The following is a 26,890-nucleotide window of genomic DNA, read 5'->3' on the forward strand; positions in this document are numbered from 1 at the left end:
AAGTTTACTGTTGTTTAAAATGGTTTAAAGTTGTTGCCTACAACACAACAACTTTAAACCTTTAAACCTTAAACCTTTAAACTATTAAAAAAAATGCTAAAGCAATTTTTAAATTTAAAATTATCACAGAAATTATCTCCACAACAAATTCAGTTGATGAAGTTAATTCAATTGCCTACGCAAGCCTTTGAACAACGTTTATTAGAAGAAATGAACGAAAACCCAGCTCTAGAAGCAGGCAAAGAAGACGACTACGAGAAAGACGAATTTGAATCAGAAGACTACGACGATTATGATGATGCCGAATCAGATCGAATAGAAGCCGATGATATTAATCTTGATGACTATCTTGGCAGTGACGACATCCCAGATTACAAAACGCAAGTCAATAATTATAGTGACGACGATGAAGACCGCGAAAGTCCCTATGCTGCTCCAATTAGTTTTCACCAAGATTTAATCAATCAACTCAATACTTTTATTCTCAACGAAGAAGACCGAGAAATCGCAGAATTCTTAGTGGGAAGTATTGATGATATGGGTTACATTCGAAGAAGCATTCCTGATATCGTAGACGATCTAGCGTTCACGCAAGGCATTTATACCGATGAAAAAAATGTAGACAGACTTCTTCACGTTATTCACGAATTGGAACCCACAGGAGTTGGCGCTCGCGATTTACAAGAGTGTTTGCTTTTGCAACTCAAACACAAAACACCAACAGAATACATAGCACTAGCCATTGATATTATCGAAAATCACTTTGATGCGTTTACCAAAAAACATTACGAAAAGTTAATCCAGAAATGTAATGTTTCGAATGAACAACTCCGAAAAGCCATACACGAAATCGAAAGGCTCAACCCTAAACCAGGCAGTTCATTTGCAGGCAATACTAAAGTTACCGAAAATATTGTTCCTGATTTTGCCATCAGAATTGTGGATAGTGAATTGGAATTAACGTTGAATGGCAGAAATGCTCCATCATTGCACGTTTCTAAAGACTATCAAGAAATGATGCAAACGTACAAAGACTCTAGAGACAAATCGGCACAACAAAAAGAAGCGGTACAGTTTATCAAACAAAAATTAGATTCAGCGAAATGGTTTATTGATGCGATTCGACAACGCCAAGAAACCCTTTTTGTAACCATGAATGCGATTATGCATTACCAAGAAGAATTTTTCCTAGATGGCGATGAGACCAAGTTAAAACCGATGATTTTGAAAGATATTGCAGATTTGGTTGGCCTTGATATTTCGACAATTTCTAGGGTGGCCAATAGCAAATATGTAGAAACACCTTACGGTACTAAATTGATTAAAGAATTTTTCTCCGAAGCCATGATGAACGATCAGGGTGAAGAAGTTTCAACGTTAGAAATTAAGAAAATCCTAAAAAACACCATCGAAGAAGAAGACAAACACAAACCGCTTCCTGATGATCAATTGGCCGAAATTTTAAAAGAAAAAGGCTATCCCATTGCCAGAAGAACCATAGCCAAATACCGAGAACAACTCGATATTCCGGTGGCGAGGATGCGGAAGAAAATGTAGTAGTTTGTTATGCTTCAACCTTTGTGAGGCTTCATTCACTATTAATAAACAAAGCAACTCTTTTTTTGTAACTTTACCCAAAACAAAGAATTATGATAACGGATATTAACGAATTAGACCTTAATAAGACCTACTCTTATGCTGATTATCTAACTTGGCAGTTTGATGACAGAGTAGAGCTATTGAGCGGAAAAATTTTCAGTATGGGGTCAACTCCAAATACCACTCATCAAAGGATATCTAGGGAGTTAACAGGTGTACTTTATAATTTTTCCAAACAACATCAATGCAATTTATTTGCTGCACCTTTTGATGTTCGATTGATAGATAAAAAGAAATCTAAATTAGATCAAGATATTTTTACTGTAGTACAACCTGATTTGTGTGTGATTTGTGACGAAACAAAAATCGATGAAAGAGGCGCCATTGGAGCTCCAGATTTGGTGATTGAAATTTTATCGCCGGGAAATTCCAACAAAGAAATGAAGTATAAATTTGATTTGTACGAAGAAGCCGGCGTTCAAGAATATTGGATTGTAAACCCAGCAGATAAAACCCTTTTTATTTATGTCCTGAAAGAAAATCAATTCATAGGAATGCATCCATTAATTGAAGAAGATTCGATTCAAAGTAAATTATTTCCCGACTTAGATTTTCAATTAGCCGAAATATTCAATTAAAAAAATAACCCTTTCAAGTATGTACTAGAAAGGGTTTTATATTTTTAGATTATTTCTTTTCTTTATCGTCGTGCATCGCGTGATAAAAAGCGGCTCGACTTAAGGGTTCATATTCCTCTGTTTCCCCAAGCATAACGAGTTTGTCATTATCTGTTTTTCGGAAACTGTAATTCGCTAGATTTCCTGTTCGAGTGCACACTGCATGTACTTTGGTAACATATTCCGCAGTAGCCATCAATGCAGGCATCGGTCCAAAAGGATTCCCTTTAAAATCCATATCCAAGCCAGCCACAATTACGCGAATTCCTTGATTGGCTAAATCATTACAGACCGTAACAATTTCGTCATCAAAAAACTGAGCTTCGTCAATGCCAATAACGTCACATCCTTGTGCCAAAAGTGCAATATTAGCAGCAGCAGGAACGGGTGTAGAACGGATTTCATTCTCATCGTGCGATACCACCATTTCCTCGTGATAACGCGTATCAATAGTAGGTTTGAAAATTTCAATTCGTTGTTTGGCAAACTGAGCTCGTTTAAGCCTGCGAATGAGTTCTTCTGTTTTACCCGAAAACATGGAGCCACATATGACTTCTATCCAACCAAATTGTTCTTTATGATTTACTGTATTTTCGAGAAACATTTTGTATTTTTCTACCTTTAAAAATGAATAGTTTTTATTACTTTGTAATGGGAACAAATTTATTAAAAAAGACACACCCTACTCACTATAATACCAAAAGTTATGAAAAAAAGATTGGAGGCTGATTTAGTTAGCATTGCGCACAGAATTCTACAACTTAAAAACAAATCGGATGTGAATGTGCTGTTCTTAGAAACCCAAAAACTATACGAAAAACTGGCGATTTTAAAGTTTGTCGAAGAAAATCTAGGGGATATCAAACCAACCATAGGTCAGGCTGCAATTGAAGCAGAAATTGAAAAAGCTTTTGATTTACCTGAAATAAAAACGGAAATCCCAACAACTGAAGCTGTAATAGAAACTGAAGTTCAAAAGCAAGAACCTATCATTGAAACGGTTTCAATTGTAGACCAATTGCTAGATACTATTGCTCCCGAAGACAGCATTTTGAAGGCGATTACCAGCGAAACAGCAACCAACGAAATTGAAGAAAAAACTCCTATCTCTTTTGCTCCATCTAGTGATGAATCAGAAGTCATAAATGAGACAGCAACGCAACCAAACATACCAATTGAAGAAAAAAAGAATGAGGCCGTTCAAATTTCATTTGAAGAGCTATTGGGCGGAAACTATTCCGAAGCGCAATTCGTAAAAGTAGATAGTACTGAAACTACCAAAACCAATTCAACCTCCGTTTTCGATTTGTCTTTTGATAAAGTTGAAACGCTCACTGAAGAAAAAGAAGACAAACCCAAATCATTGAACGAAAAATTAAGCAAAGGAATTAACATCGATTTGAATGATCGTATCGGTTTTGTCAAACATCTCTTTGGCAATAGTAATGAAGATTATAATCGTGTCTTGAGTCAATTGAATAGTTTTAATAACTTTTATGAAACCAAAACGTTTATTGACGAAATGGTAAAGCCAGATTATAACAACTGGGAAGGAAAAGACGATTATGCTAATCGATTCATGGAAATTGTAGAGAAAAAATTCTTATAACTGATTCTACTCTCTGTATAAATCACTACCCCATCATCAAACACGAACTTCGTTTAATTACGGATTTCGTGTTTTAACTTTTTAAAATATGTCTAAACTATATATCGTACCTACTCCAATTGGCAACCTCGAAGACATGACGTTTCGAGCGATTCGCATCCTCAAAGAAGCTGATTTGATTTTGGCCGAGGACACCCGAACCAGTGTCAAATTGCTCAAGCATTTTGAGATTAGCACGCACATGCACAGCCATCACATGCACAATGAGCACAAAACCATCGAAAACATAATTAGTCGATTGCAAGGAGGTGAAACCATCGCTTTGATTTCGGATGCTGGAACGCCCGCCATCTCGGACCCTGGTTTTTTGATTACTAGAGCTTGTATTGAAAATGGCATTGCGGTAGAATGTCTGCCAGGCGCAACTGCATTTGTCCCTGCTTTAGTCAATAGTGGTTTGCCCAATGATAAATTTGTTTTTGAAGGTTTTTTACCTGATAAAAAAGGAAGACAAACCCGCTATTTGGCTTTGGCCGAAGAAACGAGAACAATGATTCTTTATGTTTCTCCACACAAATTAGTAAAGACTTTAAGTGAATTTATTACTTATTTTGGTGATGACCGTCCCGTTTGTGTTTCGAGAGAATTATCTAAAATGCATGAAGAAAACGTACGCGGAACGGTAAAAGAAGTGCTAACTCACTTTGAAAAAACCGCCCCTAGAGGCGAAATTGTAGTTGTGATTGGCGGCAAACCAATAACCAAAGAAACCAAAAAAAGTAAATTTTCAGAAGAACAATAAAATAGAATATATGAGCCTAACTGCCTTTTTAGAAAAAGTAAAAAACACCCCAAACGCGATTACATTTCAAGAAACTATTGCTGTTATTGAAGCCAATTATGATTTTGAACCAACCGCTTTCGAAAACGGATTGCAACACAATGCGGCTAACGAAAATAACGGCTCTTGCAAATTATTTGCTTTTGCTGCATTGCAACAATTGTCTCCAGAAGCGACATTAGCTTGTTTTGGAGCCTATTATACTGAAGATGTCTTGAAAAATCCAGAAGGCACAGACCATCAAAACATTCGTAATTTTATAAAAACAGGTTGGGATGGCATCGCTTTTTATGGGGAACCGCTGACATTGAAACAACACTAATTGTTATTTACAGCTAACGATTTTTATAAAAATTGTTATTTATAGATAACAAAAATAACAAATAATGTTATTTGTAAATAACAATTTTTACTATATTTGTTTCTTAAAAAGCACAAAATGGAAAATCTTTTAGTAGAATTTCAACAAAAGATTGCTCGAACTTCTTTGGATTTTCAACGGTATTTAATTGATGAAATCGATTGGAACAATCAATTGATTGCTATAAAAGGAGCAAGAGGTTCAGGAAAAACCACCCTATTATTACAACATATAAAAAAACATTTGAATCTAAAGACTACACTATTTGTAAGTTTAGACAACTTGTACTTTATAGAAAACACCGTAATTGATTTAGCCAAAAACTTTTCAAAGATTGGAGGAACGCATTTGTTACTCGATGAAGTACACAAATATGCCAATTGGTCGAGAGAGTTGAAGCTTATCTATGATGATGTTCCAGAATTGAACGTAGTGTTTACCTCTTCCTCTATGCTGGAAATCTATAAATCAGAATCGGATTTGAGCAGAAGAGCGGTGAGTTATGATTTGAAAGAAATGTCGTTTCGGGAATTTATTGTTTTTGAAACAGGAATTGATTTAAAACCAATTGATTTTAAAACAATTATAGAAAATCACACTGAAATTGCGAGTAGTCTTTTGCAACAAATAAAGCCTATCCCCTTGTTTTTGAAATATTTAGAATTTGGAGCTTACCCTTACTACAAAGAAAACAGTAAGTTGTACCACCAAAAATTGATTAACACCATAAACTTAATTATCGAAATTGACATCAATGCAGTTGACCACATCAGCTATGAATTGATTGTTAAACTCAAAAAATTGCTTTTTGCTATCGCTACAAGTGCTCCATTTACACCAAATATCACTAAATTGAGCGAGAGAATTGGGGCATCAAGAGCGGTTTTAATTCAAGCTATAAAACAATTAGAGCGAGCCGGTTTGGTCAACGAATTGTACCGTCCTACAAAAGGAATTGGCGCGCTTACAAAACCTGAAAAATTATTTTTGAACAATACCAATTTGATGTATGCCTTAGCAAAGGAAAATACGAATGTGGGCAATTTAAGAGAAACATTTTTTGTGAATCAATTCAAAAATCTTGCAGTAATTCATTTAGCCGATCAAGGTGACTTTTTGATTGATGAAAAGTATACTTTTGAAATTGGTGGAAAAAACAAAAAACAAATTCAGATTCAAAATGTGAACGATAGCTTTATTGCAAAGGACAATATTGAAATTGGTGCAGGAAATGTGATTCCGGTTTGGCTTTTTGGCTTTCTGTATTAATAAAGTAAACAGGAACCTCTTTTAAATGCTTACAAAAAGGCAATTTGTGGCTCTTTAACCCCGACAGCAGCGGCATCCTTTGTTTTTTTGCTGCCAAAAAAACAAAGATATAGCGGATGGCGGGACCCGTGTTTCCTGAAAAAGCCTTTTGCCTTGGTTGCTAAAAAAATAAATTATACGCCTAATTAACAAGTTATAAAACCCAAAAAAGCATGCGTTGGACACTCAAACCCAAACCTGAAGAAGAAAAAATAAATGAACTAGCGACTGCCTTACAAGTTTCTGGAACGATTGCCACATTATTACTGCAGCGAGGCATCACCACATTTGAGGAAGCCCGACAGTTTTTTCGCCCCTCGCTACACGATTTGCATGATCCGTACTTGATGAAGGATATGGATAAAGCGGTGGAAAGGCTTGAAAAAGCGATAGAAAATGAGGAAAATATTTTGGTTTTTGGGGATTATGATGTGGATGGAACAACGGCAGTTTCTTTGGTTTCGGGCTATTTGAAAAGTTTTTACCCCAATGTTGCGACCTACATTCCGGATCGTTATGACGAAGGCTACGGCGTGTCGTTTAAAGGTATTGATTTTGCAGATGACAACGGTTTTTCGCTAATTATAGCGTTAGATTGTGGCATAAAATCTATAGATCACGTGGCGTATGCCAAAGAAAAGAATATTGATTTTATTATTGGCGATCACCACCGTCCGGGGGAACACTTACCTGATGCTGTAGCGATTTTGGACCCAAAACGAGACGATTGTAACTATCCGTATGATGAATTGTGTGGTTGCGGCATTGGTTTTAAACTCATTCAGGCGTTGGCGGCTAACCGTAACCAAACCCTAGATGATTTGATTCCGTATCTGGATTTGGTCGCAACAGCCATTGCTGCGGATATTGTTCCGATGACGGGTGAGAATAGGGTTTTGGCACATTTTGGTTTGCAGGTGATTAATAGCGATCCGCGTCCTGGCATCAAAGCCATGACACATCAACTCAAGAAAAAAACGCTCGACATTACGGATGTGGTTTTTATTATTGCGCCTAGAATCAACGCGGCGGGTCGCATCAAACACGGGAATCATGCGGTGGAATTGTTGACGGAATTTGATTTTGAACAAGCCCAGCAATTTGCCTCTGAAATTGAAGCCTATAATGCTGAACGCAAAGATTTGGACCAACAAATCACCAAAGAAGCATTGACACAAATTGAAGAAAATGGCGAACAAAACCGATTTACTTCGGTCGTTTTTCAAGACACTTGGCACAAAGGCGTGATTGGGATTGTAGCGTCACGATTGATAGAAACCTACTATCGTCCCACCTTAGTTTTTACCAAAAGTGGCGATAAATATGCTGCATCGGCCCGCTCGGTAAAAGGGTTTGATGTGTACAATGCACTCGAAGCTTGCGCGGAACATTTGGAACAATTTGGAGGACACATGTACGCTGCAGGAATGACCTTGAAACCAGAAAATTATGCCGCTTTTAAGGAAGCCTTTGAAAAAGTGGTGCAAGCAACCATTGCACCCGAATTACTTCAACCCGAACTTTCTATCGATGCTGTTGTCCGTTTTGAAGAAATTACCCCTAAATTTACACGCATTTTAAAACAATTTGAGCCTTGTGGTCCTCAAAATATGACGCCTGTTTTTGCGACCAAAAATGTATTTGATACGGGCTATGGAAAACCGATGGGAAAAGAAGAAGAACATCTGAAACTTTTTGTGCGCCAAAATAATTCGGAAGGAATTCCTGCTATTGGTTTTGGATTGGGAAGCAAACATGCAATAGTAAAAAACAAACAACTTTTCGAAGCCGCTTATTGCATAGACGAAAATGAATGGAATGACAAAATAGAATTACAATTGCGATTGAAAGACATTAGAAACTAAAAATGAAAACAAAAAACGACCCGTACGCTGCTTTACGTTATAAAGAATTCAATACTTTTTTATTGTTACGCTTTGCTATGGTTTTTGCTTGGTCCATGCAATTTATCATTATTGAATGGCAAGTGTATAGCCTAACCAAAAATCCTTTATCGTTAGGGATTATTGGCCTAATGGAAATTATTCCAGCCGTAGCTATGGCATTATTTGCGGGTCATATTGTTGACCAAAAAGAGAAAAAAAGTTTGCTCTTTAAATGTATTGCCGGTTTTTCAATCATTAGTATTGGTTTGTTTTTATTGACTTGGCCTCCTGTCGTTTCAGGTTGGAATATGGATACTGTTTTGTATGCCATTTACTTTATGGTATTTCTAGGAGGAATTATACGCTCCTTTTTAGGGCCTACCATTTTTTCACTTTTGTCGCTAATTGTTCCGAAAAAAGTCTATTCTAATGCTGCCACTTGGAGCTCTTCTGTTTGGCAAGTAGGCTCTGTAGTAGGTCCAGCTATAGCGGGTTTTTCAATCCATTGGATTGGTGTACATTGGTCGTTGTGTATTGTAATTGCTTTTTCTATTTTTTCAATAATCGCCTTGACCCAAATTGAATCCAAACCTATTTTGAATACAAAAATTGGGGAACCTGTTAAAGAAAGTTTGAAAGCGGGTGTGCGATTTGTGTTCACCAATCCCGCCATTTTATCTTCATTGTCACTCGATATGTTTGCGGTTTTGTTTGGCGGAGCGGTAGCCTTGTTACCCATTTTTGCTCAAGACATTTTAAAAGTTGGTCCTGAGGGATTTGGTGTTTTAAGAGCCGCGCCAGCTGTTGGTGCTTTCATAACAATGTTTGTATCGGCATATGTGCCTATGAACAAAAATGCTGGAATGAAACTCTTGATTGCTATTTTTGGGTTTGGAGTGTGTATTATCGTCTTTGGACTTTCTACTTTGTATTGGCTTTCGGTAGTTGCGTTGTTCTTTAGTGGCATTTTTGATGGTATCTCAGTGGTGATTCGCCAAACGATTTTACAACTCAAAACACCTGATGCTATGCGCGGACGCGTTTCGGCGGTGAACTCCATTTTTGTGGGTTCGTCGAACGAATTGGGTGCTTTCGAAAGTGGTGTTACGGCAAAACTAATGGGAACCGTAACAGCCGTAGTTTTTGGAGGAAGTATGACGCTGCTTACCGTTTTAGTCACCGGAATAGCCTCACCTAGCTTTAGAAAACTGGATTTACAAAAAGATTTAGAAGAAATTGAAAAGGCATAGAACAGTAAGCCTATTTTTTGACCAAATGCCAAATACTTATTTTTTTACGAGTAGAAAATCCCAAAGATTCGTATACGTGAATAGCGCCAACGTTTTGATCTGAAACATGTAAAAAAGGAATTTTGTTTTGATCAAAAATGGCGTTTGCAGTATGTGTTACTAACTGTTTTGCGTACCCTTTTCCTGTGTGATCCGGATGCGTGATAACAGCACTAACTTCTATAAAATCGTTCATTTGCATGCGCTCACCTGTTACAGCAACTAATTTACTGTCTTTAAAAATACCATAATAATTTCCCATAGCTGCGGTTTGAGCCTTAAAGTATTCTGGGTACACCAAACTCACCAAACCCAACAAATCGTCCAATTTTTCAGGGCCTAATTTGATGATCGTTTCAGTAATAGGATGCTTACTTCTAGTCGTTAGAATCATTTGACGACAAAGTAATTCCCCTTTGTTTTCAATACTTGAAGGGACATCTGGCAAATTACCAAAAATGTAAAAAGAAGAAGCCATTTGGGCATACTGCTCTAAAATAGTAGCTGCATTTTCAAAAGAAGAAAAGTCCCCAAAAGGACAATAGTCAGGAAGATAAAAATGCCCATTTTGAAAATTTAATCCATACTGACTATGGCATTCTTTCACAGAATTCCCAATAGGATAATCTAATGCATCAAAAGCTATTGGTTCCATATCAATTTAATTTAGTTGAATGTTTTGATTTCAAAAGTTTCACCATCAAAAACACCGTAGGTAAAATAAGTAATCCAATCACCCAGATTGACGTATTCGGCGTTTTCTCCAACGGTATATTTCATAGGCAAATGGCGGTGTCCAAAAACCAAATAATTGTAATGCTTGGTTTCTAGTTTTCGTTTGGCATATTGAATCAACCATTCGCTGTCTTCACCTAAAAAAGTAACATCTTCGGCTCCAGAAATTAACTTGTTTTTTACTGAAAGATATTGCGCCAGTCCAACACCTAGGTCAGGATGCAACCAACGAAACAGCCATTTAGAGAACGGATTGGTAAACACTTTTTTCATGCGTTTGTAGCCCAAATCTCCAGGTCCTTTTCCGTCTCCGTGTCCTACTAAAAAAGTTTTTCCATGAAAAGTATATTCTTGATTGTCATGAAAAACGGGAATATTCAGTTCTTTTTCAAAGTAATCGTTCATCCATAAATCATGATTCCCGACGAAAAAATAAATCGGAATACCGCTATCGCGAATCTCGGCCAATTTACCTAAAACGCGAACAAATCCTTTGGGAACCACGGTTTTGTATTCGAACCAAAAATCGAATAAATCACCCAATAAAAAAATAGCTTCTGCATCTTTTTTTACTTCATCAAGCCAAGCTACAAATTTTTGTTCTCTAGGAAAACTCAACTCAGGCGTGGGCGCACCAAAATGCTGATCGGAAGCGAAATATATTTTTTTGGAGATTGAAGTCATGCAATTTAATTTGGATTTGGTCTTGAATCGTTGGGTTAAATTGTTTTTTTACCACATAGAATCATAGAATTTGTAGTTTTTAAGAGAAAGAAAATAGACGTTTTACTATTCACATAGCTATCTATTGTGAAAAATAGAACCATTCCTCTTTTTCCTCTATGATTTTCTTTTAATCTATGCCTCTATGGGGTTAAATTTTTATTTTATTTGAATTTGACCAATGAGTTATCTATTTCTATACATTATCGCTGGCAAACCATTCTGCGAAAGAAGATTCGGTTTCTTGCAATTTTAAAGAAAATAAGTTAATTCCTTCTGGCAAACGGCTTTTGATTCTTTCAGCAAAATCAACAATCATATTCTCGCTGGTAGGCTGATAATCGACCAAAATCACATGATGTCCTCGGTCTTTTAATTCTTTTGCCAATTCAACATGAGGAGTCGTTTGGTTGAAAACCGTAGCGTGGTCAAATTGATCTACTACTTCTTCTTTGACAATTTTTTTCAAATCGGTAAAATCAATCACCATTCCTAATTTTACATTCGATCGATCAATTATAGGACAGCCGATAACAGTTACTGATAATTTGTAACTGTGTCCGTGTACATTTTTGCATTTCCCATCATAACCATATAAAGCATGACCGGTTTCGAAACTAAATTTTTTGGTGATTCTGATATTACTCATCTGTATTGAATTTGGCAGCAAATTTAAGTAATTTTAGCGGTTTTCGTCTCTTTTTTTTGCTCGGTAATACATCCAATACGCAAATCCAACCAAAACCACGAAAGGCAAATACGAGCCAATTACCACTCCTATTTCATAACTCTTATCAGGAGCTTGGGCTATTTTTTGGGCTACATCTACTTTTTGAAGTAAAGAAAAAGGGGTCATTGTCGTTATTTTTTAAATTGAAGTAAAGCGTTTTTGGTAAAATCAGAAAGCACCAATTGTCCGGAAATCGCAGCACGTTCTAACAATAAAGTTGCCCAATGATCGGTGCCTTCCCAAAACACTTTCTTGATTTCAAGTAAAGCTTGCGGATGGTAGCTGGCTAGTTGTGTGGCCATTTGTTGCACGGCTTCGTCCAAATCTGGAAGGGTTTCAAAAATAGCGGCATACAAACCTTGTTGGTGTGCCCACTCAGCCGATTTCCATTCTTGAGCCGCCAAGGTCATTTGGGACATTGCCATTTTCCCTATTTTACGACTCACTGCTGGCTCAATCACAAAAGGACCAATTCCGATGGCGAGTTCTGATAGTTTGATACTAGCCTGACGAGTACCCAAGGTATAATCACAAGCAGCAGCAATACCAAATCCACCTCCAATGGCTTTGCCTTGAATGCGACCAATAATCACTTTGGGACAAGCTCGCATCGCATTGATTACATGCGCAAATCCTGAGAAGAAAATCGCTCCTTCGGCTTCTGTACTCACCGCTAAAAGCTCATCAAAAGACGCACCTGCGCAAAATACACCTGTACCTTCACTCTTTAGTACCACCACCTGAACGGCATCATTAGCACTTACTTCCTGAATCGCTGTTGTGAGTTGCTGCAAAAGGGCTTTAGGAAAAGAATTGCTGGCGGGGTGACCAAAGGTTAGTGTTGCAATACCATTGGCAATTGTTGTGGTAAGTGTACCTGATGCAATCATTTTTGACATGCTTTTTATTTTAGCGTAAAGTTAAAATTATTTCCATAACCCACTCCTTTTTTTGCAGTGAAAGCATTTTTGTACGACATAAATTTGCGTATTGAGTAATTAAAATACTATATTTGCGCCATAGTCATGGGGATGTAGCTCAGTTGGCTAGAGTGCTTGACTGGCAGTCAAGAGGTCGTGGGTTCGAGCCCCATCTTCTCCACTTTTAAAAACCGCAATAGCTTGTGAAACAAGTGTTTGTGGTTTTTTGTTTTTGATATTTGTACGATTTCTGTACGGTCAAAAAAAATAGCCTACTACTTAGACTATTTTAATTGAAAAAAAATATTTTTTTTTAGCTTCATTTCGTGCATTTCGTGCATTTGAAAAAGTTGATTAATCAAAATCACATCATTAAAAGTATTTCTTCCATATTGGGTGGACAACTCTCGATTAAATCTATTTTCTTTTTTACTTTTAAATATCGTTTTGTTGGTTTGCCCTTATAATGCGTTTTAAAATATTTTTCATACCGCTCTTGGTAAATTTCATCAGTATTAAAAACATAATCAAATACTTTTCCTAAATGTCTGAATTTTTTACTCTCAATTTGTTTTGAATACATCAAACTTTTAAAAGCGGTTCGATGCAAAAAGTAACCACATTGTAAATGTAATTTTCTACATTGTTGTTTTGTACTTGGACAAACAAAATACTGAACCTCTCCTTTGCCTAAATTTGAGGGTTTACCAATAATCTCAACTTTATAATTTTTAGGCTCTCCATTTACAGAATAATCCAAAATCATAAACGCTGTGAAATTTGTCTTTGTTACTGTTATCCTAATATTAGAATGAGGTGTTCCGTTTCTGCTCCAACTAATTGTACCCGATTTAGTACCGTTATTAGTTAAGTAATCCCATTCTTTTAATTTTTTAATCGATAAATACAAACAGTCTTCAACTGTTGTTGGATAATTGCCATATCGTCCCATAGTAAATAACCTAAATTATTAAGGAATATAAATTTGATTTAATCATAAAAAGTAAACAAAAAAATTATGAGCTTTGTATAGCTTTTAATCTTCTAGTCTAATCTTTTCGTTCAATTATATTTTTACATTTAGTATCAATAGCTTTAATTTTTGCTTCTAAAAAAATTATTTTCTTTCTACTTTCAATTGATTCACCCTTGCTTATACTATCAGCCTTTTTCGCTTCAACCAATTGAATTAAAGCATCTTGCTTCATTCTATTAAGAGTTTCCAATTTATCATTCATTTCTTGGTTTAATTTTGATTGCTTATCATATTTTGATTCACAACTAAAAAAAAACACAACAAATATTGATAAGATAAATGCTTTTTTCATATTAAATAAAATTTTAAGGTTTATCAAATCTACTTATTAAAACTCAAATAATAATCTGCTAAATCAAAACCGTTTTCAAAGTCTGTTTGTTCTATCATATCACTAACCGAAATTTTAAACCCTATTGCATTTAATTCGGTGGCTTTGTTTAACCAGTTGTTATACTCTCCCTTATCAGGAAACGAAACAATATTTCTTTTTTTGATAGGTTTCAGCATCTCAAATTTAAAGTTTCCTTTGCTTCCTGTGGCTAACCAAATGTAATGAGGTAACAAAATGCTCATTATAATTGCTGTTTTTTCACTCTCAACAATTGCAATCGTTTTTTGATAGTCTTCATTTACTCGATGCAATCCAAACAAGCATTGACAAAGATTAAAATCAGGCTCTTTGGTGGCACTATGTAACCAGTTTATGTGATTATAAGGCTCTTTTACCCTTTTGCCTGTAAATCTATCGTATTGCATTATTTTACCAGCGTGTATTTGTTCTTTGTCATCAATTTGCCAAAATACAGTTGATAAAAGCCAGCAAAGGTTTGTTCCTGTAATGAAGTAATTTTGCATTGCCCTAAATACCTCATCTTTTGAAAACCGTTCTTTTAAATACTCGGTCAAATGGTCATTTACTCGATTTTCAAAATACATTTTTTCCAATAATTCGAAACTGTGAAAACTTGGTGCAACTGGTGGCGGTTGTACTATTTTTTTAACTTCATTTATAAAACCCGATACATTTGAATAATGATATTTAAACTCATTTGTTAAATATTGAATTGTGCTTTTTTCTAAAAACCATTCCGAAATCCAACACTCATTTTTTGACTGCTCCAATATTTGTGATTTTGGTACAATCGAAATAATACAGTTTAAATCAGTTAACTTAATTGCTTTGTCGGTTATTTCCTTTAATGATAAAGTCTTTATTAAATAGTACTTACTGCCTTTTGGTGGTGCTTTATGGTAATTACAGTTTTGCTCTCTATCACATTTACCAAAGTCATCTGTTAAATAGTTCCCAGTTTCGGTTTCAATGTATAAAACAAATGTTTTCTTGTTGCAATTAGGACAAAGAAACTTTTTACTTCCTTTGTCCAATGTGTATTTATAAGCTTCCATTAATACAAAGCTTTTGCAGTTGTAATGTATGCCACATTTCCGATACTAATACGATTCACTACAATTTTAAAACTGTGTAACCGCTTCATAAAGTTTGACTTGCTTACTGGTCTATAACCATCTTCAATACAAAAACTTTTATATTCTGTGTATAATGTACTTATTGCAGTATAGCCTGTTGAGGTGGTATATTCATACTCATCAATAAACATTTTCACACTATCACTTTGCTTTTCGTAATTGCTTCGGGCGTTTTCAACTGCATCACATTTACTGAAATTCTTTTGCTCCAGTACTCGGTCTAGTCCTTGCAAAATCCAGTTAAACACTCCCGATAATTCATTATTGATTATCTTTTGCGGTAACTGTTTATCCTGTTTGCTTTCGGGTATGGTAACATCAAAACCAATAATTAAAAACCGTCTGAAATAAGCGTTTGTATGTTCTACGTCTTTGGGTAACTCATTACAGTTAAAAATTAGTTTTGCATACTCGTTTAAAATAAACGGCTCTCCATAGGGCAAACGTGCTTCAATTGGTTCGCCCGATGCCATTTGTTTAAAAATATCAGTTTCTAGTTTGCCGTTTATCTCACTTGCATAGTTAACCAGTTTGTTTGCGATTTTTGCCCTAAAATAACCGTTATCATTCGTCAAACTTTGCAATGAATAGTTACTTATGTTTTCAGTTCCCAAAAGTGCATTGAGTATCTCAAAAAATACGCTTTTGCCATTTGCTCCAGTACCGTATAAGATTAACATTTTTTCAAGTTTTAAAACGCTTGGTTTTATGAATATGTAACCGCAATACTCGGCAAACACTCTTTGTTTATCCTTATCAGGCAAAACCTCATCCAAATACTTTTGAAATAGTGGTGCGGTGGCTTCGGGTTCGTACTCAAACGGCAACTGGTGCGTAATAAAGTCTTTGCTTTCAAATGGTCTTAAACCTCTCTTTGTGGGTGTAATTTCAAAAGTGCCATTCTGCAAATTGATTAATACATTATTCTTTTTGGTCTTTGGTGTAGGCAAATAAGCATCGGACAAAAACTGTTTGAATAACTCATCTTTGAACGTATGAATTTTACATTTGAATTTTTCAACTCCCATTTTTAAAGCTACATTGCCCAAAAAAGACTGAAAACACTCTTTGTCTATTTCACTCCAGTAACTGCCATTATACAAATAAATAAAGCCGTTCTTTTTGCATAAACCCCATTTATTTGCAACGGCAATTTTTAAAAGTTGCTCAATACAAAGGATTAAATAATGGTTTTTAGTAAGTCTGAATTTCTCTAACTTTTTACCCAACTCACTAAACAACTCCTGTTCAGCATCTGAAATCTCTATGCCTTTGATTAACTTTTTTTCAAGTGCCTTGTATTGCTTTAGTACGTCTGCACTTTCAGGATATGCCAAAAGCATAAAATCTATTTGCCCAATGCTTTTAGTAAGTTCCTGTAAAATATCATCAGTTGTGGTTTGCATTGGTTCAATGCTATTTGTAAGGCGTACAATATCATTTGTGATGAGTTCTTTAAGATTATCTTTAATATTTTCCATAGTCTAAAACATTGTTAATTGGTTCGACTTTGGGAATAATTCGGGGTTTGTGGTTAAATACCACGCACGAAAACCAGTAAATTTGCAATGCTTCTTTACTATTTCATAAAGTAAACCTTGTTTCTCTAAATCTCGCTTATAACGGCAAATTGATTTTTGCGGTACTCCTGTCGCTTCGGTTACCATTGAAGCGGTGGCGGTGTGTTGCTTCAAATATTCGAATATGGTTTTCTTTTGATTTTGTATTTGCTTAACTTTGCCTTGTTCTAATCCATTAAAATCAAGGCTTTGCGTATTGGTAGTACTCATTGCCTTATTTTTTTAACGGTTTTAAACATTCTAGTAATTCCGCTTTTTTGTAGTATCTGCGGTTTCCAATTCCATAGGCTATAACTTTGCCTTTATTAGTCCAATGCCATAACGTACTACTGTCGATTTGTAGAAAATCACACGTTTGCTCTCGGGTTAATAACTCATCAGGATTGTGAGTGTTGAAACTGTTTTTAAAGTCTTCTAATTGACTTTTAACGCCCTCTTTGATTAACTCGGTTAAAGCTTCGGGGCTTACATTTTGAAGTAAGATTGAATTTGTCATTTTGCAAAGTTTTATTGTATTACTTTGCAAATGAAAGACTGACTTTTGCGGTCAAAAAAGAGTTACATTTTGTGTTTTTTGTGTTTTTTGTGTGTTTTACTAGTTATTTCAAACTATCTTCAAATTTTATGCGGTGTTCTTCTAAAGTATTAAATACTTTACTGTCATAATTATCAGGTTTGTCTTTATTCGTTATTGTTATTTTATAGTTTTGTTTAATGAATGTAATGTAATCATCTTTTTTGATTCTCATTTTATACTTTTCAGTTTTATACTCACTTAAATAAAACCAAACACACATTAATTTAGTATTTGTTTTTTTCTTATCATTATAATACTCATCGAATAGGTATTTAAATAGTTCAAAACAATCTTTATTCCAGTCGTTCGGATTGTGTTTTGGGTGTAAATTTATAACCTCATCATTTTTAATAATTTCAGTTTGTTGAGTTCGGTTTTGTTTATTACCGTTAACTTGCACCTGTTCCAAAACTCCAGTTAAATCAATAAATTTAAGTAGCTGTACACAAAAACTTGCTAAATTTTCATTTGTACATTTTTTGGTATTAGCCTCTTTTGTAAATGTCGTAAAGGGTGTTTCATCAGAATCATAATTATAAGAAACATAATTAATCTTGGCTTTCCTTACTATAAACAAAACCGAGCTTTCAGTTATTTGTTTAATCGCATCTTCTCCAACATAAACCTCTCTTTTATCTTTGTGGTCTTTTAATTCTTTTAAAAAATACTCCCAAAGAGTAATTGCCTTTCTATAAATTTCTTCTAATTCATTCTTTAATAATGCCGAATTGCTGTTATCAATTCTGTTGGTGTAATAGTTTTTGTATTTGGAAAGTTCAAATAAATCTTCATTTGAGTTTATGTATAAATGATTGCAATAACGCCCCTCATCTATTTGATTCCAGTTGTTATTTTCATTTATGATTTGTGAATAAAAAATCTGCTTTACTAAATCTAGTTCGTTAATAATTTTATCATAAACATTATTTTCCATCGGTTTTGTTTTTTCAGGGGTTAATGTTTTAACCCTTTCATTGTACCAATTCATAAATGAAGCCTTCAAACTTTCGTTTTCAATTCTCAAAATCCCAAAGCCATACATAACGGCTTTTTTAGTAAAGTTTAGCCAATTAAGGCTATTGTTGGGCGTGTACTCATTATACAAATCGTATTGACTTTGAATGTATTTTATAAATTCAGTTTCGTTTGAAATAGTCCTTAATTTATTGTAAAAATATAATCCGTTTGAGTGCAACAAACTATTAACTGCACGAATAAAATCTTCTTCAGTTTCAAAACTATTTTCAAGCTTTTCATAAGCCTGTTTGATTCTTTTTTTATTTGTATCGCTAAAGTAAAACAGTCCCTTTTCAAAAACCATTTCTTTAAAAATTTGGTCTTTTTCAGCTTGCGAAATAAATTTAAGTTCATAAATACAGTTTTCTATAAACTTAATGTCTTTCAAAAATAAATGAATCGGAATTTTACCTTTAGTACTATGCAATAAATTAACGGAAACCTTTGTTTTGTCTAATGCTTCTAGTTCAGCATTAATAATTTTAACAGTATCAAAATCATTTTTAGTTTCGGCAATTACAAGTGTTTTATTATAGTTTTCAAACTCATTGTTTAAAGTCAAGCCTAATTGCAAATTCAGTTCATTTATTACTTTATCACAATTAAAATAAAACTCTTTTTTAGAGATACTTTTTTCATTTTCAATTTGTTTTTGGCGGTTCTTTAGAACCTCAGTAAAAATTTCTCTTTCGTTAATGTAGGTTTCCAATAAGAGTGTTAAGTAATCCATATTTCTTGCCTGTGTTAATGTACGTAATGTACCAAATGCACGTTAAATAACAATCTTTTTTTTAAAAATAGTTAGTCAATTCCATAGCAATATCCTTATTACTTTTGCCTATGTAATTTAAAAACATTGCTTCGGTACTATGCCCTGTTACATAAATCAAAAATGAGGTGGGTATAGTTCCATAATTGTTTGTAGCAAATGAACGTCTTCCGATGTGAGAAGTTACAAGGTCGCATTTTTCAAAAACTCCAGTTTCTTTGCGATAAATTCCGCTTTCGGATGCGGTTTCAGAAATTACACTCCCATTAACCTTTTGAGTTATCTTAGCTTCTCTACAAACAATTTTAATATAGTCATTGTATTTTTGGTCTGAAATTGCTCTCGGAAACTCTCCATTTCTTTTGCTTAAAATATCCATTACTTTTTGTGATAATGGTACAGTCATTTCTTTGCCAGTTTTCTTTTGGGTAAACTCTATTAAAGGCTTTAAAACTCCCTCTTTATTCTTTTCAAAACGTATCATTTCTTTTGTAAATCTCATAAAGTCCGAAACCCTTTGCCCTGTATAACAAGAAATCAAAAGCCAGTCCCTAGCATTGTCCAAATGTTCAACTAAATCGCTAGTTTTTTCAATTGCTTCTAATTCGTTTACAGTCAAATAAACGCTTTCGATTTTATGATATTTAACTTTGATACTATCTAACTGGTAACTGGTTTCAAGTCCGTTTGATTTTGCGTGTTTACAAATGGTTTTAATAAAACGGATTGTTCTTGCTATGGTGTTTGGTGCATAACCATTCGACAAACAATAATTTTCAAAATGAGTTTTAAAGTTTGTATCAACATCAGTAAGTAAAAGATTTTTCTTGTAGTGGGTTTGATACCTTGCCAAAAGCTGTTTAATAACATTGCATTTTTTAATTGTGCTTTCGGTTACTTCCGTACGCTTAACATCAATGTAATGAAGTAAATATTTATTAAGTTCCGTTGGTAGTTTTTCGGCTTGTTGAGGTGGGTTATAATAATAGTCAATTTGAGTTTGTAACCACTCTTTGTTTACCTCATCAGGATTAACAGAATTGAACGCATTTAAAACGTGGTTTTCAATTTTATTAAGTTCGTTGTTAACTTCGGTCTGTCTGTTTGTAATATCAATATCCTTAGACTTCTTTTTGTGTTGCTTGTTCCAGTAGTCTTTTAAAACTTCAAACTTTGTATTTGCACCAAAAACAAAATCAGTTTCATTGAAACGATACAATAACCTCAAATGCAAATTTGCTTTTTCTTTAGTTGAGCGATACAAAAAATTAACCGTTGCCATAAATTGAAATTTTAGTCATACAAATATAAATAATCTGTACGGCATTTGTACGGTTAAATACAAAATGTTTCAAACTACATCAAAACAAATAAAAAAACATATCTTTGTAAAGTCTTATAAATATTGATTTTAAAGTATAAATACTGTGATTTTGTAGAATTAAGCAAAATAGTATTTTTGTATTTATAGTAGTCCCATCTTCTCCACAAAAAAGCCTTAGAAACGAATGTTTTTAAGGCTTTTTTTGTTATAATATTTCATTTTTTTTATTTAATCCTGGTATGATGACATTATTCCATTCTCAAAATAATAATACTCCCTGTCATACACCCATTGTTCGTGAACACCCCATCTCCCGACAGTTCTATTTATTTCATTTGGACTACCTAAAGCAATTAACAACATATCATCTGTCATTCCAATCCAAACCATCCCTTTTTTTAATTTAGCATAAAGCGCTTGGCCAAATTTCTTAACGTTTTTGGCCTCAATAGCGGCATAGTCTTTATTCGCTTTTTTAAGTTTATTCTCCTCTTTAATTTTTTCTAATTCTTTTTTTTCTTTGATTCTAATACTAATTAAATCATTTACCTTTTGATTGCGTTTAACCCATAATTCATTAACATATCCACAAACTTCATCAACACATACTCCAAAATATTCATCCTGATAATCCAGAATTAATACCTCTGTATCTTCTTTAAAAGCATAAATTATGTCATCCATTGGAAAGGGTCTTTTTCTCAATTTTGCATCCTTAGATACAATTGCAGTTAATGTCGAATCCTTAACTGCTTTTAAAATTTCTTTAGATTTGATCAAATTAATTTTCTTATCAATTTGAGCAATAGAATCTTTTAAAGAATCAATCTTATCAACAAAACCTTTTCTACTCTTCTCAAGTTGAGTAATTTCATTGTTTACATGTTGAGCGTTTAATATGAAACCATAAAAAAGGAACATAATTAATATTTTTCTCATTTTGCCTTATTTTTTTTTCAAAAGTACAACATTGCAACTAACAACCTCATCCCCTAATTTAGTGATATTTTAAATTCCTATTCTAATAAATTAAAATGTAAAAACATCTTATGAAAAACAAAAGTCCTGTCTAGCCCTGATCGCAGCGGCATCCTTTGCTTTTTTCCTTTAAAAAAGCAAAGATATAGCGTAGAGCAGGTCGAGGCGTGGTTATGGAAAGAAAACGTTCTGCTCCTTATCAATTACCTAAAGCTGTAAGTTAGCCCAATCGAGCCATAATAATAGCCAGTATTGACAAGATGATTGACCTCTTTGGAGCGGTAAAAAAAAGTGTACTGACAATTGAAATGGTTGTAGCGGTACTTGATGCCCACGGCAGTGTGCCAGCGCCAACGAATCAGCTCTAATTCTACCGGACTCTGTGTTCCAAAAAGGCTGCCTTGAACCGTTGCATCATAGGCTTGATACTGCAAACTAGGGTGGATAAAAAAATACAATTCCTCTGTTTTGGAAGTGCCTAATACGCCGCCACTATAAAAATTAGAATGAGCTATGGGTTGCAAATTTTTCAAACCTATTCTAGCAAAAAAACCAGAATTAAGAGCGGTTTGCACGGTTCCTAAAATCGCTTGTCCTTGAAAATGAACATCAAAATTAGGGGTGGTCACGTTTGGAAAAAGCTTTTGGGAAAAACGAAATTGAGCCTGCAACGCAAAGGTATTTTTGATTTGGTTTTGCCAACCTTGCACATGGCGCAACGAAAAGGCATCGTGCAATCCGTTTTGCATTTCTTCGGCATAGGAGTTGGGGCCTACAAAACCAATTTGCACCGCTCCTTGATAAACGATATGGTTGGTCATAAAAAACGTTTGATTGACTTCGCCAAACAAATACCCAGCAAAAGGGCGATCGTTGTCTTTAATGGCGTTGGCCAATCGGGTTCTGGGAGTGTAGATGTATTGCCCTAATCGGAATTCCGTAGTCTTTTTTAATAAAGTTGAGGATTGTTTTTGATTTAAATACGCATAAAACAGGGTAATCCCGTTGGTGTAATAGCGGTCATTTTTTAAAGAAGCATACAAATCATTATCGAGTTCTACTCTCACTTGTTTGCTGTCGAAAGTTTGGGCAAAACCCAAAAAAGGCATCCCAAACAGCAGTAAAAACAAGAGTTTTAACTGTCTCATTTGTAGTTTATAGTCCCTACATGATTCATCACACGCACAATTTTGGCTTTTCGATTGTTGATGTAAGAAGACGAACTTGTGGCTTTGTATTTGCGTGGGTTAGGTAAAATAGCGGCAATTCCTGCGGCTTGCATTTTGGTCAAACTCGAGGCGTCTTTTCGGTACCAATATTCGGTCGCAGCATGGGCACCATATACCCCATCACCCATTTCAATACTGTTCAAATAGACTTCCATGATGCGTTTTTTACCCCAAATCATTTCGATTAGTACGGTAAAATAAGCTTCTAAGCCTTTGCGCAAGTAGCTTCTACCTTGCCATAAAAAAACATTTTTGGCGGTTTGCTGCGAAATGGTACTTCCGCCTTTTATTTTTCGTCCTCTTTCGTTGCTTTTATAAGCTTTTTGCATCGCCAAAAAATCAAAACCATTGTGGGTCAAAAACGTACCGTCTTCACTTGCGATTACGGCTTTTTGCAAATTCATTGAAATATTTTCGATGGGTTCCCAATCGTGACTAAAATGATTCTCTTTCCCGTCGGCTACATTTTCAAAATAGCGAATTACCATTAGCGGTGTAAATGGAACAGGAACGAATTTAAACAGCACTACAAAAAAGATAGAAAGCCCGAAAAACCATAGCATAGCTTTGAAAAGAAAGCGTTTCACTTTACTTCCCAAACTAGATTCTTGTTTCTTCACCGGTTTTTTTGAAGTTGTCTTTTTTGGGGTAATTTTGGTTGCCATTATACTAAATCTGCTAATTCGGTTCCTATTAAACTGCCAATTGCCACACCCATTCCGCCCATGCGGACGCCACAATATACATTTTGGGACAGATTGGTTACTATAGGATTTTTGCTCGCGCCTATTCCCATAATCCCGCTCCAACGGTGTGCAATTTCAATGTCTTGATTCGGCAAAATTACTTCTTTTAATAACTGTTCCAATTTTTTTTGAATAATTTCGGTTTGCCCCATTTCGGTAGTGGTTTCTTCTTCAAAAGCCAAGTTGCGCCCTCCGCCTAATAAAATTCGGTCACCTATATTTCTGAAATAATAATACCCGCGGTCCAAATGAAAAGTTCCTTTGATGTCCAAATTCGGAATAGGTTCTGTAATCAGCACCTGAGCACGCGCAGGTTTCACTTGTCCTTGCGTGAGTTCAGCAGCAAAACCGTTGGTTGCAAACAATAACTTTTGGGTCGTAAAACTAAAATCCCCCAAAGCTACTTCAACACCTGAACCCTTATCCTCAAACCCCGTAACCGTTTGCTGATTCAGAATCAAAATATTGGCTGCTACGGCTTGACGCAACAATTCTTGCATCATATTTCCAGTATCAATTTGTCCTTCAAAAGGATTAAAAATCAGGTATTCTTTTGTCCCTTTAAATCCAAAACGATCCACTTCCTTGGTAAAAACGCCTCCCCTAAAAATAGGATTCAGAATTTCATTGACAAAAGGCATTTTGTTGACACACTCAGTGTACAAACTCTCTTCGTCTTCCAAAAACAATTCATAGCCGCCAAAAGGTTTGTAATCCAAAACCGCATCAGGAATCCGTTTGCGCAACAATTGCAAACCCGACCAACGCTTTTGCACCAAAGCAATTACCTCCTCTTCGGAATGCGTTTTCAAATCTTCGACAATCTCCGAAAGACTTCCAAAACAAGCAAATCCAGCGTTTTTAGTACTCGCGCCTTGTGGCAACATTCCTTTCTCTAACACCAATATTTTGGCGGTAGGAAATCGTTCTCTCAATCGCAATGCGGCGTGCAATCCCACAATCCCACTGCCCACAATCGTGTAATCTACGTTGGTAAACCAATTTTTTATTTCCCAATAACTCAAGTGCATCTGTGAAAATTTTTTATAAAAATAAGGATTTTTTGGAGCTATTTCCAGCTGTCCACTGTATCTTTTCTATTTTAAAGAAAAATAGAAAAGGATGCCTTTCCCATCTGGGCTAAAACTAAGTGCATCACAAGATATTTGCTTTTGAAAAATTTCTCCACGTATGCACGAATAAATGCAAATTTGATTTTTATTCTTAATTTCAAATAACTACTCAGCTTGTCTTGCTTTCAATTGGCTCCAGCTTTAGCTGGAGTTATAGGAATCAATTGTATTGGCTTTAGCCAAATAAAAGCAGCTAATTTTGGCTAAAGCCTTTAAAATTTTCAAATTTCACCCCTCCAACTAAAGTTGGAGGCAATTAATGTCCAAAAAAATACCTGAATAATTACATTTTCACGAATCTATTAATATTATATGTACTTCGATTAGCGTCATTCGTGGCTACTTTCTTTTTTAAGCGAACGCTCTGCAATCCAAAACAAGTCGATTTAAATGATTATTTTTACGTTTTTAAAATTGAAAACAATGAAAAAGATTCTTTTATTAACCCTATCCCTGATGAGTTTAACAACAATGGCTCAAAACACACTGACTCCCGAGCTGCTCTGGAAACTAGGTCGCGTAACACCTCTAGGCCTTTCAAAAGACGGAAAAAACGTCATTTATAAAGTTAGCACACCCTCTGTGGCGGAAAACAAATCCAGCTCTAAGTTGTATTCGCTTCCCATAGAAGGCGGCAATGCCATCGAAATTAAAGACACCAAAGGGCTGCTAAACGACAAAAACAGCTCGCCCGACGGAAAATATCTTGTCTATAACGAGGAAGTAAAAATCGACAAAGTACACGGAAAAGATTTCTATCCCGAACTAGAAAAATCGAATGTACAAATCTACAACGGTCTCGATTACCGCCACTGGGACACTTGGAATGAAGGTAAATTCAACCACGTGTTTTACAAAGAAAATAAAGAAGGTGCCACAGGAATCGATATCCTAAAAGGTGAAAATTTCGATAGCCCACAAAAACCTTTTGGTGGAGACGAAGATTATATTTGGTCACCAGATAGCAAAAGTATTTTGTACGTATGCAAGAAAAAAGCAGGTACTCAATATGCCATTTCTACGAATACCGATATTTATGAATACCAACTCGAAACTGGTAAAACCATCAACCGAACCGAAGGCAATTTAGGGTACGACACGGCGCCTCAATTCTCTCCAGCGGGTCACTTGACTTGGTTGCAAATGAAACGTGATGGTTATGAAGCCGATAAAAACGACATCATTGTAGATTTCAAAGGCATCAAAATGAACCTTACCGCCAATTGGGACGGAAGTGTAGACCAATTTATGTGGAGTCTAGACGGAAAGAACGTCTATTTTGTAGCAGCAGTAGACGGTACCAAACAATTGTTTGCAGTGAACTTCCCCGGAATGACTAGAATAGCGGTAACAGTACGCCAAATTACCAAAGGTGATTTTGATGTAAGCGATATTATTGGCTTTTCTGGCGACCAAGTTTTGGTATCAAGAACCGATATGAATCACGCTGCTGAAATTTTTTCTTATAATCTAAAGAAAAACACTTGGAAACAATTGTCTGATGTGAATACAGCAACTTACAATACTTTAGCGTTAAGTAAAACCGAACGTCGCTATGTCACCACAACCGATGGTAAAAAAATGTTGGTTTGGGTGATTTTGCCTCCAAATTTCGATGCAACTAAAAAATACCCGACGTTATTATACTGCCAAGGTGGACCACAATCGCCTTTAACACAAAGCTATTCCTTCCGTTGGAATTTCTCTTTGATGGCGGCTCAAGGCTATGTAGTAGTAGCGCCAAACCGCAGAGGAATGTACGGCCACGGACAAGAATGGAACGAAAAAATATCGGGTGATTGGGGCGGACAAGTGATGGACGATTATTTATCAGCGATTGATGACGTCGCCAAAGAATCGTATGTAGACAAATCACGTCTGGGTTGTGTAGGCGCTAGTTACGGTGGCTATTCCGTGTTTTATTTGGCTGGAATTCACAACAATCGTTTCAAAACATTTATTGCCCACGATGGCGTTTTCAATACGCAGAGTATGTTTGGCACCACCGAAGAAGTCTTCTTTAACAACTGGGATTTTGGAGGAGCGTACTGGGAAAAAGACAATAAAGTGGCGCAAAAATCATACACGACTTTTAACCCAATCACATTGGTAGACAAATGGAATACCCCAATTTTGATTATTCAAGGAGGTATTGATTTTAGAGTACCGATTGGACAATCGCAAGAAGCCTTTCAGGCTGCACAATTAAGAGGTATCAAAAGTCGCTTTTTGTATTTTCCGGAAGAGAACCACTGGGTATTGAAACCACAAAATGCCCAAGTATGGCAAAGAGAATTTTACAAATGGTTGAAAGAGACCTTATAATTACTAT

Annotated in this window: 27 protein-coding genes and 1 tRNA gene; 10 read left to right on the top strand and 18 right to left on the bottom strand. The window is 35.4% G+C overall.

The features are described from left to right. Positions 1–93: 93 nt before the first annotated feature. A complete protein-coding gene (gene rpoN, locus O9307_RS06685) occupies positions 94–1,557 on the top strand; it encodes an RNA polymerase factor sigma-54 (RefSeq protein WP_298296721.1) in 1,464 nt (487 codons plus the stop codon). A gap of 89 nt (positions 1,558–1,646) precedes the next feature. Next, the gene (locus O9307_RS06690; RefSeq protein WP_298296851.1) at positions 1,647–2,237 is read left to right on the top strand and encodes a Uma2 family endonuclease; all 591 of its coding nucleotides are present in this window, start codon (positions 1,647–1,649) and stop codon (positions 2,235–2,237) included. Positions 2,238–2,286: 49 nt separating this feature from the next. On the opposite strand, the gene O9307_RS06695 is transcribed toward O9307_RS06690, so the two are convergent. Then, on the bottom strand, positions 2,287–2,880 hold the full coding sequence (locus O9307_RS06695) for a thymidine kinase (RefSeq protein ID WP_298296724.1): 594 nt from the start codon (positions 2,878–2,880) through the stop codon (positions 2,287–2,289). A 102-nt stretch (positions 2,881–2,982) separates the two neighbouring features. Here O9307_RS06695 and O9307_RS06700 point away from each other — a divergent pair, with 102 nt between their 5' ends. The 6 genes from O9307_RS06700 (at position 2,983) to O9307_RS06725 (ending at position 9,531) form a co-directional block, all read left to right on the top strand. After that, entirely contained in the window at positions 2,983–3,885 is a 903-nt protein-coding gene (locus O9307_RS06700; RefSeq protein ID WP_298296727.1) for a hypothetical protein, read from the top strand. A gap of 88 nt (positions 3,886–3,973) precedes the next feature. Beyond that, entirely contained in the window at positions 3,974–4,687 is a 714-nt protein-coding gene (gene rsmI / locus O9307_RS06705; protein ID WP_298296730.1) for a 16S rRNA (cytidine(1402)-2'-O)-methyltransferase, read from the top strand. 10 nt (positions 4,688–4,697) lie between these two features. Next, positions 4,698–5,048, top strand: coding sequence for a HopJ type III effector protein (locus O9307_RS06710; protein WP_298296733.1), 351 nt, complete (start codon positions 4,698–4,700; stop codon positions 5,046–5,048). A gap of 117 nt (positions 5,049–5,165) precedes the next feature. Beyond that, positions 5,166–6,356, top strand: coding sequence for an AAA family ATPase (locus O9307_RS06715; RefSeq protein WP_298296736.1), 1,191 nt, complete (start codon positions 5,166–5,168; stop codon positions 6,354–6,356). A 212-nt stretch (positions 6,357–6,568) separates the two neighbouring features. Continuing rightward, a complete protein-coding gene (gene recJ, locus O9307_RS06720) occupies positions 6,569–8,260 on the top strand; it encodes a single-stranded-DNA-specific exonuclease RecJ (protein WP_298296739.1) in 1,692 nt (563 codons plus the stop codon). Between the two features lie 2 nt (positions 8,261–8,262). Continuing rightward, positions 8,263–9,531 carry an MFS transporter gene (locus O9307_RS06725; RefSeq protein WP_298296741.1) on the top strand — a complete coding sequence of 423 codons (1,269 nt, stop codon included), beginning with the start codon at positions 8,263–8,265 and terminating at the stop codon, positions 9,529–9,531. Between the two features lie 10 nt (positions 9,532–9,541). On the opposite strand, the gene O9307_RS06730 is transcribed toward O9307_RS06725, so the two are convergent. The 5 genes from O9307_RS06730 to O9307_RS06750 all read right to left on the bottom strand — a co-directional run bounded on the left by O9307_RS06730 (position 9,542) and on the right by O9307_RS06750 (position 12,657). Next, positions 9,542–10,225: a GNAT family N-acetyltransferase gene (locus O9307_RS06730; protein WP_298296744.1), complete on the bottom strand. Its 684-nt coding sequence runs from the start codon at positions 10,223–10,225 to the stop codon at positions 9,542–9,544. Between the two features lie 11 nt (positions 10,226–10,236). Further along, positions 10,237–10,989 (bottom strand): UDP-2,3-diacylglucosamine diphosphatase, encoded by a 753-nt coding sequence (locus tag O9307_RS06735; protein WP_298296747.1) that lies wholly within the window; start codon positions 10,987–10,989, stop codon positions 10,237–10,239. A gap of 235 nt (positions 10,990–11,224) precedes the next feature. Next, a complete protein-coding gene (locus tag O9307_RS06740) occupies positions 11,225–11,677 on the bottom strand; it encodes a 6-carboxytetrahydropterin synthase (protein WP_298296750.1) in 453 nt (150 codons plus the stop codon). Between the two features lie 33 nt (positions 11,678–11,710). Continuing rightward, entirely contained in the window at positions 11,711–11,884 is a 174-nt protein-coding gene (locus O9307_RS06745) for a hypothetical protein (RefSeq protein ID WP_298296753.1), read from the bottom strand. A 5-nt stretch (positions 11,885–11,889) separates the two neighbouring features. Continuing rightward, complete coding sequence (locus O9307_RS06750) at positions 11,890–12,657, bottom strand: enoyl-CoA hydratase/isomerase family protein (RefSeq protein WP_298296756.1); 768 nt, start codon at positions 12,655–12,657, stop codon at positions 11,890–11,892. Between the two features lie 128 nt (positions 12,658–12,785). On the opposite strand from O9307_RS06750, the gene O9307_RS06755 reads away from it, so the two are divergent. After that, positions 12,786–12,859: transfer RNA gene (locus O9307_RS06755), tRNA-Ala, on the top strand. A gap of 183 nt (positions 12,860–13,042) precedes the next feature. Here the strand turns inward: O9307_RS06755 and O9307_RS06760 are convergent. The 12 genes from O9307_RS06760 to O9307_RS06815 all read right to left on the bottom strand — a co-directional run bounded on the left by O9307_RS06760 (position 13,043) and on the right by O9307_RS06815 (position 24,456). Beyond that, positions 13,043–13,630: a hypothetical protein gene (locus tag O9307_RS06760; RefSeq protein ID WP_298296759.1), complete on the bottom strand. Its 588-nt coding sequence runs from the start codon at positions 13,628–13,630 to the stop codon at positions 13,043–13,045. 97 nt (positions 13,631–13,727) lie between these two features. Then, a complete protein-coding gene (locus tag O9307_RS06765) occupies positions 13,728–14,006 on the bottom strand; it encodes a hypothetical protein (protein WP_298296762.1) in 279 nt (92 codons plus the stop codon). 29 nt (positions 14,007–14,035) lie between these two features. Continuing rightward, positions 14,036–15,124 carry a DUF6371 domain-containing protein gene (locus tag O9307_RS06770; RefSeq protein WP_298296765.1) on the bottom strand — a complete coding sequence of 363 codons (1,089 nt, stop codon included), beginning with the start codon at positions 15,122–15,124 and terminating at the stop codon, positions 14,036–14,038. Next, complete coding sequence (locus O9307_RS06775) at positions 15,124–16,686, bottom strand: phage/plasmid primase, P4 family (RefSeq protein WP_298296768.1); 1,563 nt, start codon at positions 16,684–16,686, stop codon at positions 15,124–15,126. Before O9307_RS06775 ends, O9307_RS06770 begins: the two co-directional genes overlap by 1 nt. Before the next feature lie 3 nt (positions 16,687–16,689). Further along, a complete protein-coding gene (locus O9307_RS06780; protein ID WP_298296771.1) occupies positions 16,690–16,995 on the bottom strand; it encodes a hypothetical protein in 306 nt (101 codons plus the stop codon). Between the two features lie 4 nt (positions 16,996–16,999). Beyond that, positions 17,000–17,281 carry a helix-turn-helix domain-containing protein gene (locus tag O9307_RS06785; protein WP_298296774.1) on the bottom strand — a complete coding sequence of 94 codons (282 nt, stop codon included), beginning with the start codon at positions 17,279–17,281 and terminating at the stop codon, positions 17,000–17,002. 103 nt (positions 17,282–17,384) lie between these two features. Beyond that, a complete protein-coding gene (locus O9307_RS06790; RefSeq protein ID WP_298296777.1) occupies positions 17,385–19,109 on the bottom strand; it encodes a hypothetical protein in 1,725 nt (574 codons plus the stop codon). A gap of 61 nt (positions 19,110–19,170) precedes the next feature. Next, positions 19,171–20,430: a tyrosine-type recombinase/integrase gene (locus tag O9307_RS06795; protein WP_298296779.1), complete on the bottom strand. Its 1,260-nt coding sequence runs from the start codon at positions 20,428–20,430 to the stop codon at positions 19,171–19,173. 270 nt (positions 20,431–20,700) lie between these two features. Continuing rightward, positions 20,701–21,411, bottom strand: a complete 711-nt coding sequence (locus tag O9307_RS06800) for a hypothetical protein (RefSeq protein ID WP_298296782.1) — start codon at positions 21,409–21,411, stop codon at positions 20,701–20,703. A 242-nt stretch (positions 21,412–21,653) separates the two neighbouring features. Further along, positions 21,654–22,598, bottom strand: coding sequence for a lipid A deacylase LpxR family protein (locus tag O9307_RS06805; RefSeq protein WP_298296785.1), 945 nt, complete (start codon positions 22,596–22,598; stop codon positions 21,654–21,656). Further along, entirely contained in the window at positions 22,595–23,344 is a 750-nt protein-coding gene (mtgA, locus tag O9307_RS06810) for a monofunctional biosynthetic peptidoglycan transglycosylase (RefSeq protein ID WP_298296788.1), read from the bottom strand. Before mtgA ends, O9307_RS06805 begins: the two co-directional genes overlap by 4 nt. After that, complete coding sequence (locus O9307_RS06815) at positions 23,344–24,456, bottom strand: FAD-dependent oxidoreductase (protein WP_298296791.1); 1,113 nt, start codon at positions 24,454–24,456, stop codon at positions 23,344–23,346. Before O9307_RS06815 ends, mtgA begins: the two co-directional genes overlap by 1 nt. 525 nt (positions 24,457–24,981) lie before the next feature. Here O9307_RS06815 and O9307_RS06820 point away from each other — a divergent pair. Beyond that, entirely contained in the window at positions 24,982–26,883 is a 1,902-nt protein-coding gene (locus O9307_RS06820) for a S9 family peptidase (protein ID WP_298296794.1), read from the top strand. Positions 26,884–26,890: the final 7 nt, after the last annotated feature.

Source organism: Flavobacterium sp., assembly GCF_027531905.1.
GTDB lineage: Bacteria > Bacteroidota > Bacteroidia > Flavobacteriales > Flavobacteriaceae > Flavobacterium.

Excerpts from the sequence above, each read along its gene's own strand:
- rpoN (WP_298296721.1), top strand. The coding sequence starts at position 94 with ATGCTAAAGCAATTTTTAAATTTAAAATTATCACAGAAATTATCTCCA.
- O9307_RS06695 (WP_298296724.1), bottom strand. The coding sequence starts at position 2,880 with ATGTTTCTCGAAAATACAGTAAATCATAAAGAACAATTTGGTTGGATA.
- O9307_RS06700 (WP_298296727.1), top strand. The coding sequence starts at position 2,983 with ATGAAAAAAAGATTGGAGGCTGATTTAGTTAGCATTGCGCACAGAATT.
- rsmI (WP_298296730.1), top strand. The coding sequence starts at position 3,974 with ATGTCTAAACTATATATCGTACCTACTCCAATTGGCAACCTCGAAGAC.
- O9307_RS06710 (WP_298296733.1), top strand. The coding sequence starts at position 4,698 with ATGAGCCTAACTGCCTTTTTAGAAAAAGTAAAAAACACCCCAAACGCG.
- O9307_RS06715 (WP_298296736.1), top strand. The coding sequence starts at position 5,166 with ATGGAAAATCTTTTAGTAGAATTTCAACAAAAGATTGCTCGAACTTCT.
- recJ (WP_298296739.1), top strand. The coding sequence starts at position 6,569 with ATGCGTTGGACACTCAAACCCAAACCTGAAGAAGAAAAAATAAATGAA.
- O9307_RS06725 (WP_298296741.1), top strand. The coding sequence starts at position 8,263 with ATGAAAACAAAAAACGACCCGTACGCTGCTTTACGTTATAAAGAATTC.
- O9307_RS06730 (WP_298296744.1), bottom strand. The coding sequence starts at position 10,225 with ATGGAACCAATAGCTTTTGATGCATTAGATTATCCTATTGGGAATTCT.
- O9307_RS06735 (WP_298296747.1), bottom strand. The coding sequence starts at position 10,989 with ATGACTTCAATCTCCAAAAAAATATATTTCGCTTCCGATCAGCATTTT.
- O9307_RS06740 (WP_298296750.1), bottom strand. The coding sequence starts at position 11,677 with ATGAGTAATATCAGAATCACCAAAAAATTTAGTTTCGAAACCGGTCAT.
- O9307_RS06745 (WP_298296753.1), bottom strand. The coding sequence starts at position 11,884 with ATGACCCCTTTTTCTTTACTTCAAAAAGTAGATGTAGCCCAAAAAATA.
- O9307_RS06750 (WP_298296756.1), bottom strand. The coding sequence starts at position 12,657 with ATGTCAAAAATGATTGCATCAGGTACACTTACCACAACAATTGCCAAT.
- O9307_RS06760 (WP_298296759.1), bottom strand. The coding sequence starts at position 13,630 with ATGGGACGATATGGCAATTATCCAACAACAGTTGAAGACTGTTTGTAT.
- O9307_RS06765 (WP_298296762.1), bottom strand. The coding sequence starts at position 14,006 with ATGAAAAAAGCATTTATCTTATCAATATTTGTTGTGTTTTTTTTTAGT.
- O9307_RS06770 (WP_298296765.1), bottom strand. The coding sequence starts at position 15,124 with ATGGAAGCTTATAAATACACATTGGACAAAGGAAGTAAAAAGTTTCTT.
- O9307_RS06775 (WP_298296768.1), bottom strand. The coding sequence starts at position 16,686 with ATGGAAAATATTAAAGATAATCTTAAAGAACTCATCACAAATGATATT.
- O9307_RS06780 (WP_298296771.1), bottom strand. The coding sequence starts at position 16,995 with ATGAGTACTACCAATACGCAAAGCCTTGATTTTAATGGATTAGAACAA.
- O9307_RS06785 (WP_298296774.1), bottom strand. The coding sequence starts at position 17,281 with ATGACAAATTCAATCTTACTTCAAAATGTAAGCCCCGAAGCTTTAACC.
- O9307_RS06790 (WP_298296777.1), bottom strand. The coding sequence starts at position 19,109 with ATGGATTACTTAACACTCTTATTGGAAACCTACATTAACGAAAGAGAA.
- O9307_RS06795 (WP_298296779.1), bottom strand. The coding sequence starts at position 20,430 with ATGGCAACGGTTAATTTTTTGTATCGCTCAACTAAAGAAAAAGCAAAT.
- O9307_RS06800 (WP_298296782.1), bottom strand. The coding sequence starts at position 21,411 with ATGAGAAAAATATTAATTATGTTCCTTTTTTATGGTTTCATATTAAAC.
- O9307_RS06805 (WP_298296785.1), bottom strand. The coding sequence starts at position 22,598 with ATGAGACAGTTAAAACTCTTGTTTTTACTGCTGTTTGGGATGCCTTTT.
- mtgA (WP_298296788.1), bottom strand. The coding sequence starts at position 23,344 with ATGGCAACCAAAATTACCCCAAAAAAGACAACTTCAAAAAAACCGGTG.
- O9307_RS06815 (WP_298296791.1), bottom strand. The coding sequence starts at position 24,456 with ATGCACTTGAGTTATTGGGAAATAAAAAATTGGTTTACCAACGTAGAT.
- O9307_RS06820 (WP_298296794.1), top strand. The coding sequence starts at position 24,982 with ATGAAAAAGATTCTTTTATTAACCCTATCCCTGATGAGTTTAACAACA.